Here is a 16,585-nt window from a genome sequence, read left to right as displayed (position 1 = left end):
TAGCATATAGCTCGTACCATTTTAGCATAAATTTGGATGTGAAAAGGTTACAATCTTACAAGAAATTTGAAAAGAATTTGTCGATTTTTGTTCAAATTTGCAGAGAAAAGAAGGTTTTTGCAGGTAAATGTAGAGGGTAATAAAAAAAGGAACGAATTTCGTTCCTTTTTTATATTATATGTGTAAAAATGTTGTTACTTTTTCGCTTGGTAAAATGTTTCCGACAAAGAATGTTCCAAATTCACCGTAGCGAGCACTTACTTCATCGAAGCGCATTTCATATATAAGTTTCTTAAATTGAAGAACATCGTCAGCAAATAATGTTACGCCCCACTCAAAATCGTCAAATCCAACTGATCCTGAAATAACTTGGCGCACTTTACCTGCGTACTGGCGACCGATTTTGCTATGACTGTACATAAGTTTCTTACGTTCATCCATAGGAAGCATATACCAGTTATCATTACCTTGGCGACGCTTATCCATTGGATAGAAGCAAATGTGATTTGCTTTCGGTAACTCAGGATATAAGCGAGCTAAGACTTGTGGGTTTTGGTATGGGTCTTCATCAGCTGGAAGATAGTTGCTTAGTTCAACAACAGATACGTAAGAATATGCAGGAACTAAATATTCAGCTAATGTTGTTTTATTTAATTCTGTTTCGATTTCATTTAACTCTTCCATTGTTGGACGTAAGATCATAAGCATAATATCTGCTTTTTGACCAACAACTGTATACATTGCATGACTGCCTTTTTTTGCAGTAGCTACTTCGTTCCATTTTTCAACGACATTTAAAAATTCAGACACTGCTTGTCCGCGTTCGTCACTAGATAATGTTTTCCATGCTGCCCAATCAATAGAACGTAAATCATGTAAACAATACCAGCCATCTAACGTTGTTGTTGCTTCACTCATTCTATTCACCTCAGTTAATGATATTTTACACGTTAACTATAGCATATATAGGATTAAAAACATCTACATAAAGTTTCGGTGCATAAAACTGTCACATTTATATTTACTGAAAAACGGGAGAAAATAAGGCTTAAGTAGGCTTTATTTTCCGGCTGAATTTTATGAAAATATAATCATTTTCATTTTATCTATTTTTTGGGAGCTATAAGTTTAAAATATAGCTGAAAAGAAGTATTCTTAAAGGTAGATTAGTTTTTAACATTTGTAGGAGGGTTTATTCGTGAGCAATTTATTTACAGCAGTAAAAGAAAAAGTTCAAGGAAAAGGCATTTCTATCGTACTTCCTGAAGGAACTGATGAAAGAATTTTAGGCGCTGCAGAGCGTTTAGCAAAAGAAGAGTTAGTAAAACCAATTTTAGTTGGTAATAAAGAAGAAATTAGCGCAAAAGCTGCTAGCATGAACTTAACATTAGCAGGCGTTGATATTTACGATCCAGCTACATACGAAGAGATGGATGCAATGGTAGCATCTTTCGTTGAACGCCGTAAAGGTAAAGCAACGGAAGAAGACGCTCGTAAAATCCTTAAAGACGAAAACTACTTCGGTACAATGCTTGTATACATGGGCAAAGCACAAGGTTTAGTAAGTGGTGCAGCTCACTCTACAGCTGATACAGTTCGTCCAGCACTTCAAATTATTAAAACAAAACCAGGCGTTACAAAAACTTCAGGCGTATTCATCATGGTACGTGAAGAAGAGAAGTATGTATTCGCTGATTGCGCAATTAACATTGCACCAAACAGCCAAGATTTAGCTGAAATTGGTATCGAAAGTGCGAAAACTGCTGAACTATTCGGTATTGACCCACGCGTTGCTATGTTAAGCTTCTCTACAAAAGGTTCTGCGAAATCTCCAGAAACAGAAAAAGTTGTAGAAGCAACTCGCATTGCAAAAGAAATGGCTCCTGAATTAGCTTTAGATGGAGAATTCCAATTCGATGCTGCATTCGTACCATCTGTAGCTGAGAAGAAAGCTCCAGGTTCTACAATTAAAGGTGATGCTAACGTATTCGTATTCCCAAGCCTAGAAGCTGGTAATATCGGCTACAAAATCGCTCAACGCTTAGGTAACTTCGAAGCAGTAGGACCAATCTTACAAGGCTTAAACATGCCTGTAAATGATCTATCTCGTGGATGTAACGAAGAAGAAGTGTATAAGTTAGCTTTAATTACAGCAGCTCAAGCACTTTAATTCTATAATGAATTAATATGAAAAAAGACCACCCTATTTCTTTTGAAATGAGGGTGGTCTTTTTTATTTTTCTAAACCAAGTGCCTTATTATTACGGTCAATAATACGTTGTAAATTCGTCTCATATAAAGGAACTTCATCTACTGTGAGTTGAGATGGTGTTAACTTTGGAGCGAATTGTTGCAACGTTTTTAAAAGGCGCATCATTAAATCTTGCACTGTAATTGTTTCGCCAAGTAATTCAGATAGTGAAGCCATCGTACTCGGCACGATTTCAGGATACGTAAATCGTGTTTTTTCGTTTTGAATTGCTATGTTGTAAAAATCACGAACGAGTGCGGCACGCTCAGATCCGCTTCCTGTCGCACATAAGTAAATTTGTACAGCAACGCCTCCGCGAATACGACGCTGAGAAATACCAGCAAATTTCTGATCGCGAATGCTCAAATCATAGCTACCAGGACAATAAGAACCAACAATTTCTTTTGCCTCGATAGTAACATCGTAATCTTTTAACATTTCCTTAATTAAATGCCACATCGTATCGTATCCAAGATCGATGTCGATACCTTTTTCTGTTTCTTGGAATAAAAGTGATACGTTTAAAACACCTTCATCAAGTACGACCGCAAGTCCACCGGAATTACGAACGATAACATTAAAGTCGTTTTCTTTTAAAAAGGAAATACCTTCTTCTAAATGCGGTAGGCGTGAATCTTGAATGCCAAGAACAATTGTATTGTGATGAACCCAAGAGCGCATTGTTGCAGCGGATAGACCATTTCCAATACTTGTGCATAACGTGTCATCCATTGCGAATGACTGCAGTGCATGGAATGTTGGTCCTAAACTAGACTGGTCCACAATACGCCACTCTGGCTGAGATAAAATCGAACGGGAATTGCTCATATAACTAACCCCTTATTTATAAAATGACAACCTCTATTATAGCAAAAAATGAAGAAAGGGGTTTTCTCGGATATAAAGGGGGATTTTGAAGTGAAAGGATAAAAAGGATGCATTGCATGCATCCTTTTTATTCTGCAATTTTTTCTAAGTTACCGTTTCGATCCATGCGGAAAGATGTTTGTGAGCGTTCCTCATCATCCATTACTGCTAATTTACGAGCACGGTTCATAATATTCATAAGTGTTTCGTAATCCTCTTGTACAGTATGAGATTGTTGTTCTAATTTTTCTAGTTTCTTTTCTAGTTCTTCATTTCGCAAGATTTGCGCCTTAATTTCTTGTTTCAATCTCGTATTCTCGTTTTCAAGAGCTGTTACTTTTATATTTGAAGATCCAACTGTTTGTAAAAAGTAAATAACATCTTGCATTGTTATTGAGTTTTTTGAAGCAGGAACAGTCGGCTTTTGATATGGAATAGCTTCTGTATATTGAACAGCTGTTTCATACGGTACGTGTTCTTCATAATCAGTTATCGCCTCTGAAGCTGGTGGTGTATAAAGCAAACGTTTTTTTGCCTGTTCACCGCCCGCAGCACGCATTTTATCTTTACGATGTTTTTTTGCTAGTTGAAGAGCTTGTTCATAGCTATAGCGAACAACAGCATTCCAGCGGAAACCACAAGCAGCAGATGTGCGATTTAACTGATCACCTACTTCTTCAAATGCATTTAACTGAGTACTTCCTTCTCGAACATGGCGAAGCACCGTTTCAGCAAGTAATAAATCGTCCTCGTCTGTCCAAGCATCTTGTCTTACTTTCATAGATTCAACTCCCTTTCTTTTTATGAACTTCCTATTTTTATAATGGGCAAAAAAATGAGCTTTTATACAAAGCTTTTAAAAATATGGTAGATTTCAATGAAGAGAAGAAATATGGCTATGAATGATGGAAGCTTTTGAAGGAGAAAATATAAAAAATAGGTAGCCTTATATAGGAATAGAGCTACGCCCGGAGACTTGCAACAAGCTTCAAAGAGCGGTAAAATACCATTTAGTGTTTATTTTTAAATGTACTTGTGAAAAGTTTAAAATAGAGGAAGTGTTATATAATGGGAAACGAATTTCGTGTGTGTGATGATTGTCAGGCAACGAACGTTAAAACGTTGATTCCGAAGTTAAAAAAAGTAGATTCATGTGCAACGATTGAGGTTGCATGTCAGTCTTACTGTGGCCCTGGTCGTAAAAAATCATTCGCGTTTGTAAATAATCGTCCAGTTGCGGCTCCAACAGAAGACGAATTAATTGTAAAAATTGAAGCAAAGTTAAATAAGTAAGAAAAAGAAGAGTGAACAGATTACTCTTCTTTTTTTATGTCCATAAGATAGCGCTTTGTATGAATTCGTATTTCAAAATAATGGTTGACAGTCTTTTGACGTGGTAGGTAGAATAGAAAGTGTCTGATTCTGAGAATCATTATCATGAGAATGTCAATTCACCTAATTTTTTTATTATTATTTGAGAATAAATTTCATTTTATTAAATATATGTTGTTGGTTAGGATGGTTGAGGGATGGAAGCGAGCGCAAGGAGTATAGAACAGCAAGATGTGAATGTTAAAGAGATTAAGAGCAGACCGCTCGTTGCTTCTATTATTTTAATAGCAGGCACAATTTTGTTAGCTTTAAGCATGGCAGTTTCTATTTCGTTTGGTGCAGCAGATATTAGTTTAAAGACCGTTTGGCAAGCTGTATTTCAGTTTGATGGGTCTATAACGCATCATAACGTAATTCAAGAACTTCGTATGCCTAGAGCAATAGGGGGCGTAGTTGCAGGTGCCTTTTTAGCGGTATCAGGAGCAATTATGCAAGGTATGACACGAAATCCACTTGCATCCCCATCGTTAATGGGGATTACAGATGGTGCAGTATTCGGGATTGCAATTATGTATGCATTCTTTCCTAATTCACCTTATTTAATGTTCGTTATCGCATCTTTTATTGGAGCTGCGTTTGGAGCGAGCATTGTATATGGTATTGGGTCTTCTTCACCAGGTGGATTAACGCCTGTGAAATTAGCTTTAGCTGGTGCAGCAATTAGTGCTTTATTAGGGGCAATTTCATCTGGAATTGCATTGTATTTCAACCTTGCCCAAGAGGTAAGTATGTGGAATGCAGGCGGTGTTGCCGGAGTGAAATGGCAAAGTATTAATATGTTAGTACCGATTGGCCTTGTTTGTCTCGTCATAGCAATTATGATGTCGAGATATATTACAATTTTAAGCTTTGGTGAAGAAATTGCGATTGGACTTGGTCAAAATACGACATTAATTAAATTTATCGGAACAGTACTTGTTCTTGTATTAACGGGTTCTGCGGTTTCTATGGCAGGATCAGTTGGATTTGTTGGACTTGTAATTCCGCATATGACTCGTTTCCTTGTAGGCTCAGATTATAGATGGGTTATTCCATGTTCTGCAGTCTTAGGTGGATTGTTAATTGAATGTGCAGATATGTTATCTCGCGTTATTAATCCACCATTTGAAACGCCAATTGGAGCAATTACAGCGCTAATTGGGGTGCCATTCTTCCTCTACTTAGCACGTAACGAAGGGAGAGGAAAAATGTGAGGACGAGCGTCTTAACAAAAAAGAACGTTTCTATTTTAACGATTTTAGTAGGATTAATCGTTGCTATATTTTTAATAAGTTTAAATACAGGAACATTTAAAATACCTCCAATAGATGTATTAAAGTCATTGGTTGGATTAGGTGCAGAAGATCAATCTGTTATTTTATTTGAATTTCGTATGCCACGTATGGTTATAGCTATATTAGTTGGTTCTGCGTTAGCTATGTCAGGTGCAATTTTGCAAGGGTTATCACGAAACCCACTTGCTGATCCAGGTATTATAGGTATTAACGCCGGAGCGGGATTAACAGTTGTTGTATTCGTCTACTTTTTCTTTGGGAAAGTTGGAACTGGTACATTTTTATCTGTATTTATCCTTCCATTCTTCGCACTAGTAGGAGCGATATTAGCGGCGATTATTATTTATTTACTAGCATGGAAAGACGGTGTTTCATCCACTCGATTAATTCTTGTTGGTATCGCTGTTGCAGCCGGATTTGGTGCTGTTAGTTTAATTTTTTCTATGAAGATGACATCTAATGATTTCCGCTTTGCAACAATTTGGTTGGCAGGAAGTTTATGGGGAACAGATTGGAAGTTCGTATTAAGTGTACTCCCATGGATGGTTATTTTCTTGCCACTTGCCATTAGTAAAGCGCACATATTAAATGTAATGAATTTAGGCGACTCTACAGCAGTTGGCCTTGGTGTAAACGTAGAAAAGGAAAGACGTAAATTATTATTTATTGCAGTTTGTTTAGCTGGTGCATCTGTTGCTGTTGCGGGCGGAATCGGTTTTATCGGTTTAATGGCTCCGCATTTAGCGAGAAGCCTCGTTGGTGGTAAACATCAAATTATGTTACCAACGGCTGCATTAATAGGAACGTTCTTGCTTTTATTTGCAGATGTAATCTCAAGAAGTGTGTTACCAACTTCAGAAATACCGGTCGGTCTTGTTATTTCTGTAATTGGCGCACCATATTTCATATATTTACTTATGAGGACAAAATAAAGGGAGGCTTTTTGTATGGCAACTTTAGCAGTTGATGCGGTATCTGTTGGCTATAATGAAGGGTTAATTATAGATGGATTAACAGTTGAAATTCCGGAAGGGCAAATTACAACGATTATTGGACCAAATGGTTGTGGGAAATCTACATTATTAAAAACGGCTTCTCGTATTTTGAAAGCAAAACGAGGTACTGTTTATCTTGATGGAAAAGCAATTGAGAAACAGCCAACGAAAGAAATCGCAAAGAAAATGGCGATTTTACCACAAACTGCAGAAGTGCCAACAGGCCTTACTGTGTTTGAACTTGTTTCATATGGACGTTTTCCTCATCAAAAAGGATTTGGAACATTGAAAGAAGAGGATTATCGCTACATTCACTGGGCACTTGAAGTGACTGGGATGACAGAATTCGCAAATCGTCCAGCAGAAGCTTTATCAGGTGGTCAGCGTCAACGTGTATGGATTGCGATGGCTCTTGCACAAGGAACAGATTTACTCGTGTTAGATGAACCAACAACATACTTAGATATGGCTCATCAACTTGAAGTATTAAACTTACTGAAGAAGTTAAACAAAGAAGAAGGCAGAACGATTGTTATGGTTATTCATGATTTAAATCATGCTTCTCGTTTCTCTGATCATATGATTGCATTAAAAGCTGGGAAGTTAATGAAACAAGGAACGCCAGATGAGGTTATGACAAGTGAAACGCTTCGAAATGTATTTGAGATTGAAGCTCAAATCGTTCCATGTCCAGTAAACTGTAAACCAATTTGTTTAACATACGATTTAGCGATGATTAATAATCAATTGCGTAAAAAAGCATAATTAATAGAATGTCCCCCTCTTAAAGAGGTGAGAGGGGGAGTTCTAATGGACGTTGAACTTCTTACCCATGGATGGGAAGTTGAACGCCCGTTAGAACGGGCTATAAACAACAATTAATAAAAATATATTAATTAAATGTTGTTTTCGTTTCTTATAGTTACATGCAAATTATAAGAGAAATACAGCTAGAAGGAGTGGGAATATGAAGAATTTTAAAATGGCACTATTAGCAATGGTACTAGTTGTTACTTCTGTACTATTTGCAGCTTGTTCTAACAAAGAAGAAGAAAAGAAAGCAGATGCGAAGGATACGAAAACTGAAGAGCGCACTGTACAACACGCAAAAGGGGAAATTAAAATCCCTGCAAATCCAAAGAAAATTGCTGACCTTAGTGGTTCAACAGAAGAATTATTAATTTTCGGCATGAAACCGATTATTACTGCAAATACAACACAAGAAAAAATTGATGGACATATTGCAAAGAAATTAGAAGGTGTGAAACCAGTAGGTTCTGCTTGGGGCGATAAAATTAACATCGAGGCAGTAGCTGCTGCAAAACCAGACTTAATTCTTGTAAACAATCGTCAAGAAAAGATTTATGATCAATTATCTAAAATTGCACCAACAGTTATGTTAAAAACTCCATTAGACCAATGGCGTCCAAAATTCGAAGAAGTAGGTCAAATCTTCGGTAAAGAGAAAGAAACAAAAGAATGGTTCAAACAGTATGATGAAAAAGCAAGCAAATTACATGACAAAATCATCGCTAAAACTGGTGATGCAACATTCATGAAAATGGCTGCATATCCAAATGCTTTCCGCGTATACGGTGACTACGGTTACGGTAGCGTAATCTTTAATGACTTAAAATTACCAGCAGTTAAAGGTACACCAACTGATAAACCGCTAGTACAAGTACAAAAAGAAGCTTTAATCGATTACAACCCAGATTACTTATTCGTATTTACAACTGGTGACGGTTCTCAGCGTCTAAAAGAATTCCAAGAAGAATCAATTTGGAAAAACATGAACGCTGTTAAAAATAATCACGTATTCACAATTAGCAATGAAGACCTAAACAAAGGATACTTCCCACTAGGTAAAGAAATGATCCTAGACGAAGTTGCTGAATTTGTTTTAGGAAAATAATATATAAAGAAAAATCACTTTTACGTCGGTAAAAGTGATTTTTCTTTATATAACAGGAATTAATATAGTCTTTCATTTCTTTCTGTTTCCTATATCGTTTATAATATATAGTAAGAATGCAGTAAAGAAAGGGGGATGTCGGAAAGTGGTATATTTAAACGACAAACTCAGCGAAACAAAAGTGTTTAAAGACCCAGTACATAAATATGTGCACGTGCGTGATCGCGTTATTTGGGATTTAATCGGAACGAAAGAATTTCAACGCTTGCGCCGTATTAAGCAGCTTGGAACGACATTTTTTACATTTCACGGTGCAGAGCATAGTCGCTTTACTCATTCGTTAGGTGTATATGAAATTATTCGTCGTATGATTGATGATGTGTTTGATGGCAGACCAAATTGGAATGCTGAAGATAGATTGTTATGTTTATGTGCTTCATTACTTCATGATGTTGGTCACGGCCCATTTTCTCATTCGTTTGAAAAAGTATTTTCGTTAGATCATGAGAAATTTACGCAAAAGATTATCGTTGGTGATACGGAAATTAATCGTGTATTAAGCCGTGTGGATAAAGATTTCCCGCAAAAGGTAGCAGATGTAATTGCGAAAACATCTACTAATAAATTAGCGATTAGTATGATTTCAAGCCAAATTGATGCTGATCGTATGGATTATTTATTAAGAGATGCATATTTTACTGGTGTAAAGTATGGGAACTTTGATATGGAACGTATACTGCGTGTCATGCGCCCGTATGGTAATCAAGTTGTCATTAAAAATAGTGGTATGCATGCTGTAGAACATTATATTATGAGTCGTTATCAAATGTATTGGCAAGTATATTTCCATCCAGTAACACGTAGTGCAGAAGTAATTTTAACGAAGATTTTACACCGAGCTAAATCACTGCATGAGAAGTATTATGCGTTTAAATATCATCCTGTTCATTTCTATTCTTTATTTGAAGAAGAAGTAACAGTAGAGGACTATTTAAAGCTAGACGAGAACGTAATGTATTATTACTTCCAAGTATGGCAAGATGAAGAAGATCCAATTTTAAGTGACTTATGTCGCCGTTTTATGAATCGAAATCTATTTAAATATGTAGAGTTTACAGATAAACACGGTTTAGATAATTGGATGGAATTAAGTAGCTTATTTAAAAAGATTGGACTAGATCCAGAGTATTATTTAGTTGTTGATTCAACATCGGATTTACCGTATGACTTTTACCGCGCAGGAGAAGAAGAAGAGCGTCTGCCAATTTTACTTCTTATGCCGAACGGGGAACTTAGAGAGCTTTCGCGTGAATCGGATATTGTTGAGGCGATTACAGGTAAGAAGCGAACGGATCAAAAGCTATTCTATCCACATGATTTAATCTATGAAGATGGAAGAAAAGGAAAATATAAAGAGAGAATTATCGAGTTGTTAGAAGGAAAGAAATAAGAAGCAGCTAAGAGCTGCTTCTTATGAAAAAACTTGAAATTATTTGTCGCTTAAGCGTTTTCCGCCAACTGCATAATGGTTTTTAGACATTTCTTCGATGAAAACAACGATGTTTTCTTCAGGAGCACCAGTTGTTTCGCTTACTGCTGCTGTTACTTTCTCAGCAAGAGCTTTCTTTTGTTCTTCTGTGCGTCCTTCTAGCATTTTCACTGTTACGTATGGCATGTACAATCGCTCCTTTTATGTAAGTTACACTCTTATTATAGCGGATTATGAGGAAGAACAATCGGAAAAACAAATAATTTCTTTTTTGGACATATTGAAGAGGAGATGAACTATGGATCAGTTATTTAGATATCCGTTGCACCAAATTCCATTGGTAGCAATGGCGATTATTATTGCACTATCTGTGCATGAATTTGCACATGCGTATGTTGCATATAAATTTGGAGACGATACAGCAAAGAAACAAGGACGGTTAACGTTATCACCGATGGCTCATTTAGATCCTATCGGGATGATTGCTGTATTAATTCTTGGATTCGGTTGGGCAAGACCAGTGCCTGTTAACCCGTATAACTTTAAAAGACCGCGTCTTGCGGGAATATTAGTTTCTATTGCGGGACCGATAAGTAATCTTATTTTAAGTGCAATTGGTTTAATTATTTGGTATAGCTTAATAACGTTTGGTGTGTTAGATGCGGTTCCACCTGCAGTAGCAGATACGTTAAGTCAGTTCTTCCAAATTTTCATTGGGCTTAATATTGTTTTACTTGTATTTAACTTATTACCGATTCCACCACTTGATGGGTATCGCGTTGTGGAAGATTTAGCACCAGCAAATATTCGTGCGAAAATGACACAGTATGAAAAGTATGGATCAATTGCGTTATTAATTCTTGTTATTACACCGCTTAGCAATTACACAATTCAGCCTATTTTCAATGTAGTTATTCCGTATGTATTAGTATTTTTACAAAGTATCATTGCGCCTATTTTCGGGCTCCTATAATTATTAAGTGAGGAGGAATTTACATATGACAGAGAAAAAGAAAAAAATCGGTTTTAATATCGTGAAGAATGACTCCACAGATGGACATGGTGGATTTGGTGTTGGGGCATTAAGCCTAGAAAATATTTCTCCTGTATTTGTTGATGTATTAGAGAAAACTGCGTTCGTTGATATCGGTGCGATGCATGCACGTAGTACAGTAGAAAAAGGAATTAAGTTTTTAACAAATAAAGATGAAGTTCCAAACGGAAAACCATTTTGGCTTGTTTGGGTAACGATTGAAAGAACACCAAACGGTGCATATTACGCAGGTGTAACTGCTTGTGAAATGACAGTTGATCGTGAAATTCGCCGCGGATATAAATCACTTCCAGAGCATGTAAACAAAATGGATAAATCACTAAAGCGTCACATCATGATTGATCATATGGATGAATCATCTAAAAAAGTACTTGGTACATTCTTAAAAGAGCATAATGAAGCAATTTGGAATGAATCTAGTGAAGAATTGCGACGTGCATTATTAGGTGAATAAAAGAAAAGGATGTCTCATTAGTCGATTTTTGACTAGTGAGGCATCCTTTTTATTTTGTGAATAGGACTATGGGATATGAAAATATATCAGCGATTCGACAAGAAATATCAATAGCCTTCTTTCTTACCACGGGAGATATTTTTTCCACCAACCCGTCTTTTTCTTTTCTTCACTAACCTTTTCGAATTCTTCCTTACCATCAACGTGATCCATACAGTACTCTGTTGGCTCTGTACCTTTTGCGAAATACATCTTCACAGAAATGGGACAATTTTTTGTCGCAATCTTACCGTTTTCAGGGTTAACGTCGACAGCAACAACATCTGTTGGTTGTTTGAACTCTTTTTTAGGCTGTCCATCTAATCCTTTTTCCATTGTATCGGTCCATATTTTTTTCGCGTATCCTTGTTCTGCTACATTTGAAATGGATTTGGGTTGATCGTATCCAATCCAAACCCCTGTTACAAGTTGCGGGGTAAATCCAATCATCCAACTATCAGTTTCTGTAGAGCCAGATTTCCCGGCATATGTTCTTGATAGTTTTGATAACATCGATTGACCGGTCACAGCGGCATAACTGCTTAGTTTTTTATTAAACATACCTGTCATCATTTCTTCCATCACAAAAGCTTTGCTTTTATCTAGAACTTGTTTACTTTCTAAATGAGCATCGTATAGCATATTTCCTTCATGATCAACGATGCGCCTTATAAAGATTGGTTTTACTTCTTTCCCGCCGTTTGCAAACATGCTATAAGCATTGACCATTTCAATTGGCTTTACAGGAGATGTGCCGAGAGCGAGAGACGGAACATCTTTTAATGCGCTAGCGATGCCGAATTGCTTCGCTGTTTTTGTAAGAATGTCTTCGCCTAAAAATAAATTCGTCTTCACAGCATATACGTTATCAGAAACAGCGAGTGCTTGTGCCATTGTCACAAAATCGTCTGCATAATAGTTTTTATAGTTTTTTGGTTTATACTTTGAAACACCGTCACCTAAAGTGAATACCGTGTATTCGCTTTTTAAGCGTGTGGCAGGGGTGAATCCTCGTTCTAAGGCTGCATAATATAGGAACGGCTTAAATGTAGAACCGGGCTGACGAGCGGCTTGTGTAGCCCTGTTAAATTGACTCGTATTATAATCAGTTCCACCAACAAGGGCAGCCACTTCACCCGTTTTTGGATTCATAGAGACGAGGGCAGTTTGGATGTTTGTTGTTTCAGGTATATGATTTTTTACAGCTTGCTCTGCTACAGATTGTAATTTAGGGTCTAGCGTTGTATAAATACGCAAACCACCTCGCTGTAAGGCTTGCTCATCTAATCCGATATCACGAAGAAGGGAAGCTTGTACAGCATCTTGGAAATAAGGTGCAATTTCTGCAACTTTTTTCGTATCCAATGAGGCAAAAGTAAGTGTCTCTTTTTTTGCTGAGGCAGCTTGCTGTTTTGTAATATACCCTTGTTCTACCATTTCATTTAGTATGAGAGATTGACGCCCTTTAGCACGCTCTTCTTTTAAAAAGGGAGAGTAGAAACTGGGTCCTTTCGGAATGCCGGCGAGCATACTAGCTTCTGCTAATGTTAATTCTTTTGCAGTTTTATCGAAATACAGGCGGGAAGCAGCTTCAATTCCGTAAGCACCATGCCCGTAATAAATTGTATTTAAATACCCTTCTAAAATATGATTTTTATTATAGTTCACTTCAAGACGAACGGTATACATTGCTTCTAATAGTTTACGCTTCCACGTTTTATCATGATCTAAGTATAGGTTACGAGCATACTGTTGTGTGATAGTACTAGCACCTTGTACTTTTGCCATTGCTTTTAAATCGGCAACAATGGCACCAGCAATGCGCTTCATATCAAAGCCATGATGTTTGTAGAATCGTTGATCTTCAATAGATAGTGTCGCCCCTTTTACATAAGGAGAAATTTCATCGAGAGATACATTATAGCGTTTTTGCATTTCATTACTTTGTCCTATAACAGTGTCATCATTAGCGTAAAAGACACTCGTTTGCGGAACCGCAACAGGGGGAGGTCCCATAATTTTTGCAGCTATAATGATAATAAAAAAGGAAAAAACGAAAAAAAGAACACAAGAAAACATTACGGTGAAGAAAAGACGTTTATATTTTTTAAGTTTTGGATTCATAGTTTGATCCATCTTTTTCAGCCCCTCATTAATACAAGCATTATTGTATTAGTATTGAGGGTTTTCGTTTATTTTAAACAATGAAATTTCCAAAATAAAAAGAGCCCCTTCATTTAAGGAAGGAGCTCAAAAGCACGCGCTGGCCAATCGGTAATAATAACATCTACGCCGTAATCAATCATAGTTTGTAAATCTTTATATTCATTAATGGTGTAAGGACGAAAAACGTATCCTTGCCCCTGTGCTAATTGGACAAACTCTTTCGTTAATAATTGAAAGTTTGGATGTAATCCAGTTGCCCCACGTTTTTTTGCTTCAGCAATAGGATCTGCAAGTGGTGTATCGTACAAAATCGCTCTTGGAATTTCTGGAGCAATTTCTGCTAATAATGAAACGGAATCGTGGTTAAATGATGAAAATGCAATTTGATTGGATAGATGATATTCACGAACGAGAGCGACGACCTTTTCTTCAATAGTTGGATAGTGAATAACATCTGTTTTTAATTCAATGTTAAGTTGTAAATTTGTTGTAGAGAGCCAAATAAATACTTCTCGTAACGTTGGGATTTTTGCCTCATGGAAAGAAGGGTCTTTATGGCTACCAGCATCTAAAACTTGTAATTCTTCTACAGTTTTCTCAGAAACAAGTCCCACGCCATTTGTTGTACGGTCCACTGTTTCATCATGAATAACAACTAGTTCACCATCTTTTGATAGATGAACATCAAGTTCAATTCCGTGAGCACCAATGCGTTCAGCCTCTTGGAAGGCAATCATCGTATTTTCTGGGTGTGTTCCTTTTACCCCGCGATGAGCGAAAATAAGTGGTTTATTCATTTGGAAATCTCCTTATCATCTCTTTTCTTTCATTATGAAACTGCTTTGAGAAAAATACAATTCATATGACAAACATTTACAAAAGTATAATAGTTGCACAATAGTTAACGTTAACGTAAAATGTAATAATCCAGTGAAGGGAGGAATACACATGTATAAAATTGATGAAGTAACAAAGCAAGTCGGTTTAACAAAGCGTACACTTCGTTATTATGAGGAAATTGGTTTAATTCATCCCCCAGAACGCAGTGAAGGGAATATTCGCCTGTATACAGACGAGGACATTGCAAGAATTAAAAGGATTGTGGAAGCGAAAGAAGTGCTAGGAATTACGCTTCAAGAAATGCAACATTTCTTATCGTTAAAAGAAAGAATGGAACAAAGAAGAAATAGTGAGAATCCGCGTGACCGTGAAGTGATTCAAGAAATTAAAGAGATGCTTGAAGAACAAGTGCAAACGTTAGACGAGAAAATGGAGCAAATGCATCGCGTGAAGGCAGAGCTAGAGGATAGTTTAAGCCGTGCAGTTACATTTTTAGAGAATACAAAAGGAGAGTAATCAAAATGGAGAGCAAACAAAAATTAGGGAGATTGATCACAGTGGTGGCTACCTTCCTTGCCTTTTCAGGTATAGGGGTAGTCGACCCAATTTTACCAAGTATTGCTGAACAAATTGGTGCATCGCATTGGCAAGTCGAGATGTTATTTACATCATATATTTTAACGATGGCAATTATGATGTTACCAGCTGGAATATTTGCATCAAGATTTGGTGATAAACGAATGATGACGATTGGTCTTGCGATTGTGACTGTATTTGCATTTATATGTGGTATATCGCAAACGATTGCTCAATTATCTCTTTTCCGCGCTGGGTGGGGATTAGGAAATGCGATGTTCTTCGCAACAGCGATGACATTATTAATTGCATTAAGTAAAGAAGTTCATGAAGCAGTAGGACTATATGAAGCAGCCATTGGTTTAGGGATGGCAGGTGGACCATTATTAGGCGGAATATTAGGTGGACATTCTTGGCGTTACCCATTTTTTGCGACGAGTATTTTAATTTCCTTAGCATTTATTTTAGTTTTCTTTTTTGTAAAAGAACCGGAGCGAAAAGTGAAGCGTAAAGCAGCAGGCATGGGGGAATTACTTAACTTGGTGAAGTATAAACCGTTTATGCAAGGTGCCATTTCAGGGATGTTATATTACTACGGATTTTTCGTTGTTTTAGCCTATTCACCACTTATTATGCACTTATCTGCTATTCAATTAGGATTTGTATTTTGTGGATGGGGATTAGCGCTAGCTTACGGATCAGCAATTTTAGCACATAAGCTAGAAGGTAAATATGAACCAAAAACAGTGTTAAAGGGTAGTTTACTCGTATTTGCGATGTTATTAATTGCACTATTCTTCGTAAAAATTATGTGGTTACAAATCGTGTTAATCGTTCTATCTGGATTAGCATCAGGATTAAACAATGCGTTATTTACAAGTTATGTAATGGATATTTCACCTTATGAAAGATCTGTTACATCAGGTGTTTATAACTTCGTTCGTTGGTTAGGAGGCGCAATTGCTCCAATTTTATCAGGAGTCATCGGTCATACAGTTTCGCCGCAAAGCCCGTTTTTAGTCGGTGGAATTGTTGTGTTAGTTGGTTGCGTTATGATCTTAATTCCGATTCGTAAACCGGTAGAAATAGAGACAAAAGCCCTTTCTTAAGAAAGGGTTTTCTTTCCTATTACAGAGCAAACCTTTTTCGCATATATGTTAGAACCCTCTGACTAAAATATATTTTCGGTATTTTTGTACTTTTAACTATACTTTTTGGATGTTTTGTTTTATTTTTGTTAGGGGACATTAATGATGTCCCTATTATAAATTTG

General features: G+C 36.8%; 17 protein-coding genes. 11 read left to right on the top strand and 6 right to left on the bottom strand.

The genetic code is table 11. From position 1 onward, the window contains the following. Positions 1-174 precede the first annotated feature (174 nt). Positions 175-918 carry a hydrogen peroxide-dependent heme synthase gene (gene hemQ / locus MHB76_RS25600; RefSeq protein ID WP_002113124.1) on the bottom strand — a complete coding sequence of 248 codons (744 nt, stop codon included), beginning with the start codon at positions 916-918 and terminating at the stop codon, positions 175-177. A gap of 280 nt (positions 919-1,198) precedes the next feature. Between hemQ and pta the strand changes: the two genes are divergently transcribed. Beyond that, complete coding sequence (pta, locus tag MHB76_RS25595) at positions 1,199-2,170, top strand: phosphate acetyltransferase (protein WP_002113123.1); 972 nt, start codon at positions 1,199-1,201, stop codon at positions 2,168-2,170. A gap of 63 nt (positions 2,171-2,233) precedes the next feature. Here the strand turns inward: pta and MHB76_RS25590 are convergent, their stop codons facing one another. After that, positions 2,234-3,079, bottom strand: coding sequence for a lipoate--protein ligase family protein (locus MHB76_RS25590; protein ID WP_340988067.1), 846 nt, complete (start codon positions 3,077-3,079; stop codon positions 2,234-2,236). Positions 3,080-3,206: 127 nt separating this feature from the next. Continuing rightward, on the bottom strand, positions 3,207-3,899 hold the full coding sequence (locus MHB76_RS25585; protein WP_078174648.1) for an RsfA family transcriptional regulator: 693 nt from the start codon (positions 3,897-3,899) through the stop codon (positions 3,207-3,209). 287 nt (positions 3,900-4,186) lie between these two features. Here MHB76_RS25585 and MHB76_RS25580 point away from each other — a divergent pair, with 287 nt between their 5' ends. The 6 genes from MHB76_RS25580 (at position 4,187) to MHB76_RS25555 (ending at position 10,144) form a co-directional block, all read left to right on the top strand. Further along, the gene (locus tag MHB76_RS25580) at positions 4,187-4,411 is read left to right on the top strand and encodes a DUF1450 domain-containing protein (protein ID WP_000526075.1); all 225 of its coding nucleotides are present in this window, start codon (positions 4,187-4,189) and stop codon (positions 4,409-4,411) included. Between the two features lie 236 nt (positions 4,412-4,647). Beyond that, the gene (locus tag MHB76_RS25575) at positions 4,648-5,703 is read left to right on the top strand and encodes a FecCD family ABC transporter permease (protein WP_002113119.1); all 1,056 of its coding nucleotides are present in this window, start codon (positions 4,648-4,650) and stop codon (positions 5,701-5,703) included. Beyond that, on the top strand, positions 5,700-6,716 hold the full coding sequence (locus tag MHB76_RS25570) for a FecCD family ABC transporter permease (RefSeq protein ID WP_002159735.1): 1,017 nt from the start codon (positions 5,700-5,702) through the stop codon (positions 6,714-6,716). Before MHB76_RS25575 ends, MHB76_RS25570 begins: the two co-directional genes overlap by 4 nt. Before the next feature lie 15 nt (positions 6,717-6,731). Next, complete coding sequence (locus MHB76_RS25565; RefSeq protein ID WP_000212073.1) at positions 6,732-7,544, top strand: ABC transporter ATP-binding protein; 813 nt, start codon at positions 6,732-6,734, stop codon at positions 7,542-7,544. Between the two features lie 202 nt (positions 7,545-7,746). Continuing rightward, a complete protein-coding gene (locus tag MHB76_RS25560) occupies positions 7,747-8,694 on the top strand; it encodes an ABC transporter substrate-binding protein (RefSeq protein WP_016106745.1) in 948 nt (315 codons plus the stop codon). 145 nt (positions 8,695-8,839) lie between these two features. Continuing rightward, a complete protein-coding gene (locus MHB76_RS25555; RefSeq protein ID WP_002113111.1) occupies positions 8,840-10,144 on the top strand; it encodes an HD domain-containing protein in 1,305 nt (434 codons plus the stop codon). Positions 10,145-10,183: 39 nt separating this feature from the next. Here MHB76_RS25555 and MHB76_RS25550 read toward each other — a convergent pair whose 3' ends face one another. Then, positions 10,184-10,369 (bottom strand): 2-hydroxymuconate tautomerase, encoded by a 186-nt coding sequence (locus MHB76_RS25550; protein WP_001147171.1) that lies wholly within the window; start codon positions 10,367-10,369, stop codon positions 10,184-10,186. 112 nt (positions 10,370-10,481) lie between these two features. Between MHB76_RS25550 and MHB76_RS25545 the strand changes: the two genes are divergently transcribed. Together MHB76_RS25545 and MHB76_RS25540 are read left to right on the top strand one after the other, a co-directional pair. Beyond that, entirely contained in the window at positions 10,482-11,156 is a 675-nt protein-coding gene (locus tag MHB76_RS25545) for a site-2 protease family protein (protein ID WP_002113109.1), read from the top strand. Positions 11,157-11,181: 25 nt separating this feature from the next. Next, on the top strand, positions 11,182-11,691 hold the full coding sequence (locus tag MHB76_RS25540) for a YwhD family protein (RefSeq protein ID WP_002113108.1): 510 nt from the start codon (positions 11,182-11,184) through the stop codon (positions 11,689-11,691). A 123-nt stretch (positions 11,692-11,814) separates the two neighbouring features. Here MHB76_RS25540 and MHB76_RS25535 read toward each other — a convergent pair whose 3' ends face one another. Beyond that, entirely contained in the window at positions 11,815-13,866 is a 2,052-nt protein-coding gene (locus tag MHB76_RS25535) for a transglycosylase domain-containing protein (RefSeq protein ID WP_078174651.1), read from the bottom strand. 101 nt (positions 13,867-13,967) lie between these two features. Continuing rightward, positions 13,968-14,693, bottom strand: a complete 726-nt coding sequence (locus MHB76_RS25530; protein WP_078174652.1) for a glycerophosphodiester phosphodiesterase — start codon at positions 14,691-14,693, stop codon at positions 13,968-13,970. A 151-nt stretch (positions 14,694-14,844) separates the two neighbouring features. On the opposite strand from MHB76_RS25530, the gene MHB76_RS25525 reads away from it, so the two are divergent. Both MHB76_RS25525 and MHB76_RS25520 read left to right on the top strand, forming a co-directional pair. After that, positions 14,845-15,252, top strand: a complete 408-nt coding sequence (locus MHB76_RS25525; RefSeq protein ID WP_002159740.1) for a MerR family transcriptional regulator — start codon at positions 14,845-14,847, stop codon at positions 15,250-15,252. 5 nt (positions 15,253-15,257) lie between these two features. Beyond that, positions 15,258-16,421 carry an MFS transporter gene (locus MHB76_RS25520; RefSeq protein WP_078174653.1) on the top strand — a complete coding sequence of 388 codons (1,164 nt, stop codon included), beginning with the start codon at positions 15,258-15,260 and terminating at the stop codon, positions 16,419-16,421. Positions 16,422-16,585: the final 164 nt, after the last annotated feature.

It is taken from the genome of Bacillus sp. FSL M7-1345 (genome assembly GCF_038006985.1).
Lineage (GTDB): Bacteria > Bacillota > Bacilli > Bacillales > Bacillaceae_G > Bacillus_A > Bacillus_A cereus_U.
This window is presented reverse-complemented; position numbering and strand designations above follow the sequence as displayed.

Excerpts from the sequence above, each read along its gene's own strand:
- hemQ (WP_002113124.1), bottom strand. The coding sequence starts at position 918 with ATGAGTGAAGCAACAACAACGTTAGATGGCTGGTATTGTTTACATGAT.
- MHB76_RS25590 (WP_340988067.1), bottom strand. The coding sequence starts at position 3,079 with ATGAGCAATTCCCGTTCGATTTTATCTCAGCCAGAGTGGCGTATTGTG.
- MHB76_RS25585 (WP_078174648.1), bottom strand. The coding sequence starts at position 3,899 with ATGAAAGTAAGACAAGATGCTTGGACAGACGAGGACGATTTATTACTT.
- MHB76_RS25580 (WP_000526075.1), top strand. The coding sequence starts at position 4,187 with ATGGGAAACGAATTTCGTGTGTGTGATGATTGTCAGGCAACGAACGTT.
- MHB76_RS25575 (WP_002113119.1), top strand. The coding sequence starts at position 4,648 with ATGGAAGCGAGCGCAAGGAGTATAGAACAGCAAGATGTGAATGTTAAA.
- MHB76_RS25565 (WP_000212073.1), top strand. The coding sequence starts at position 6,732 with ATGGCAACTTTAGCAGTTGATGCGGTATCTGTTGGCTATAATGAAGGG.
- MHB76_RS25560 (WP_016106745.1), top strand. The coding sequence starts at position 7,747 with ATGAAGAATTTTAAAATGGCACTATTAGCAATGGTACTAGTTGTTACT.
- MHB76_RS25550 (WP_001147171.1), bottom strand. The coding sequence starts at position 10,369 with ATGCCATACGTAACAGTGAAAATGCTAGAAGGACGCACAGAAGAACAA.
- MHB76_RS25545 (WP_002113109.1), top strand. The coding sequence starts at position 10,482 with ATGGATCAGTTATTTAGATATCCGTTGCACCAAATTCCATTGGTAGCA.
- MHB76_RS25540 (WP_002113108.1), top strand. The coding sequence starts at position 11,182 with ATGACAGAGAAAAAGAAAAAAATCGGTTTTAATATCGTGAAGAATGAC.
- MHB76_RS25535 (WP_078174651.1), bottom strand. The coding sequence starts at position 13,866 with ATGGATCAAACTATGAATCCAAAACTTAAAAAATATAAACGTCTTTTC.
- MHB76_RS25530 (WP_078174652.1), bottom strand. The coding sequence starts at position 14,693 with ATGAATAAACCACTTATTTTCGCTCATCGCGGGGTAAAAGGAACACAC.
- MHB76_RS25525 (WP_002159740.1), top strand. The coding sequence starts at position 14,845 with ATGTATAAAATTGATGAAGTAACAAAGCAAGTCGGTTTAACAAAGCGT.
- MHB76_RS25520 (WP_078174653.1), top strand. The coding sequence starts at position 15,258 with ATGGAGAGCAAACAAAAATTAGGGAGATTGATCACAGTGGTGGCTACC.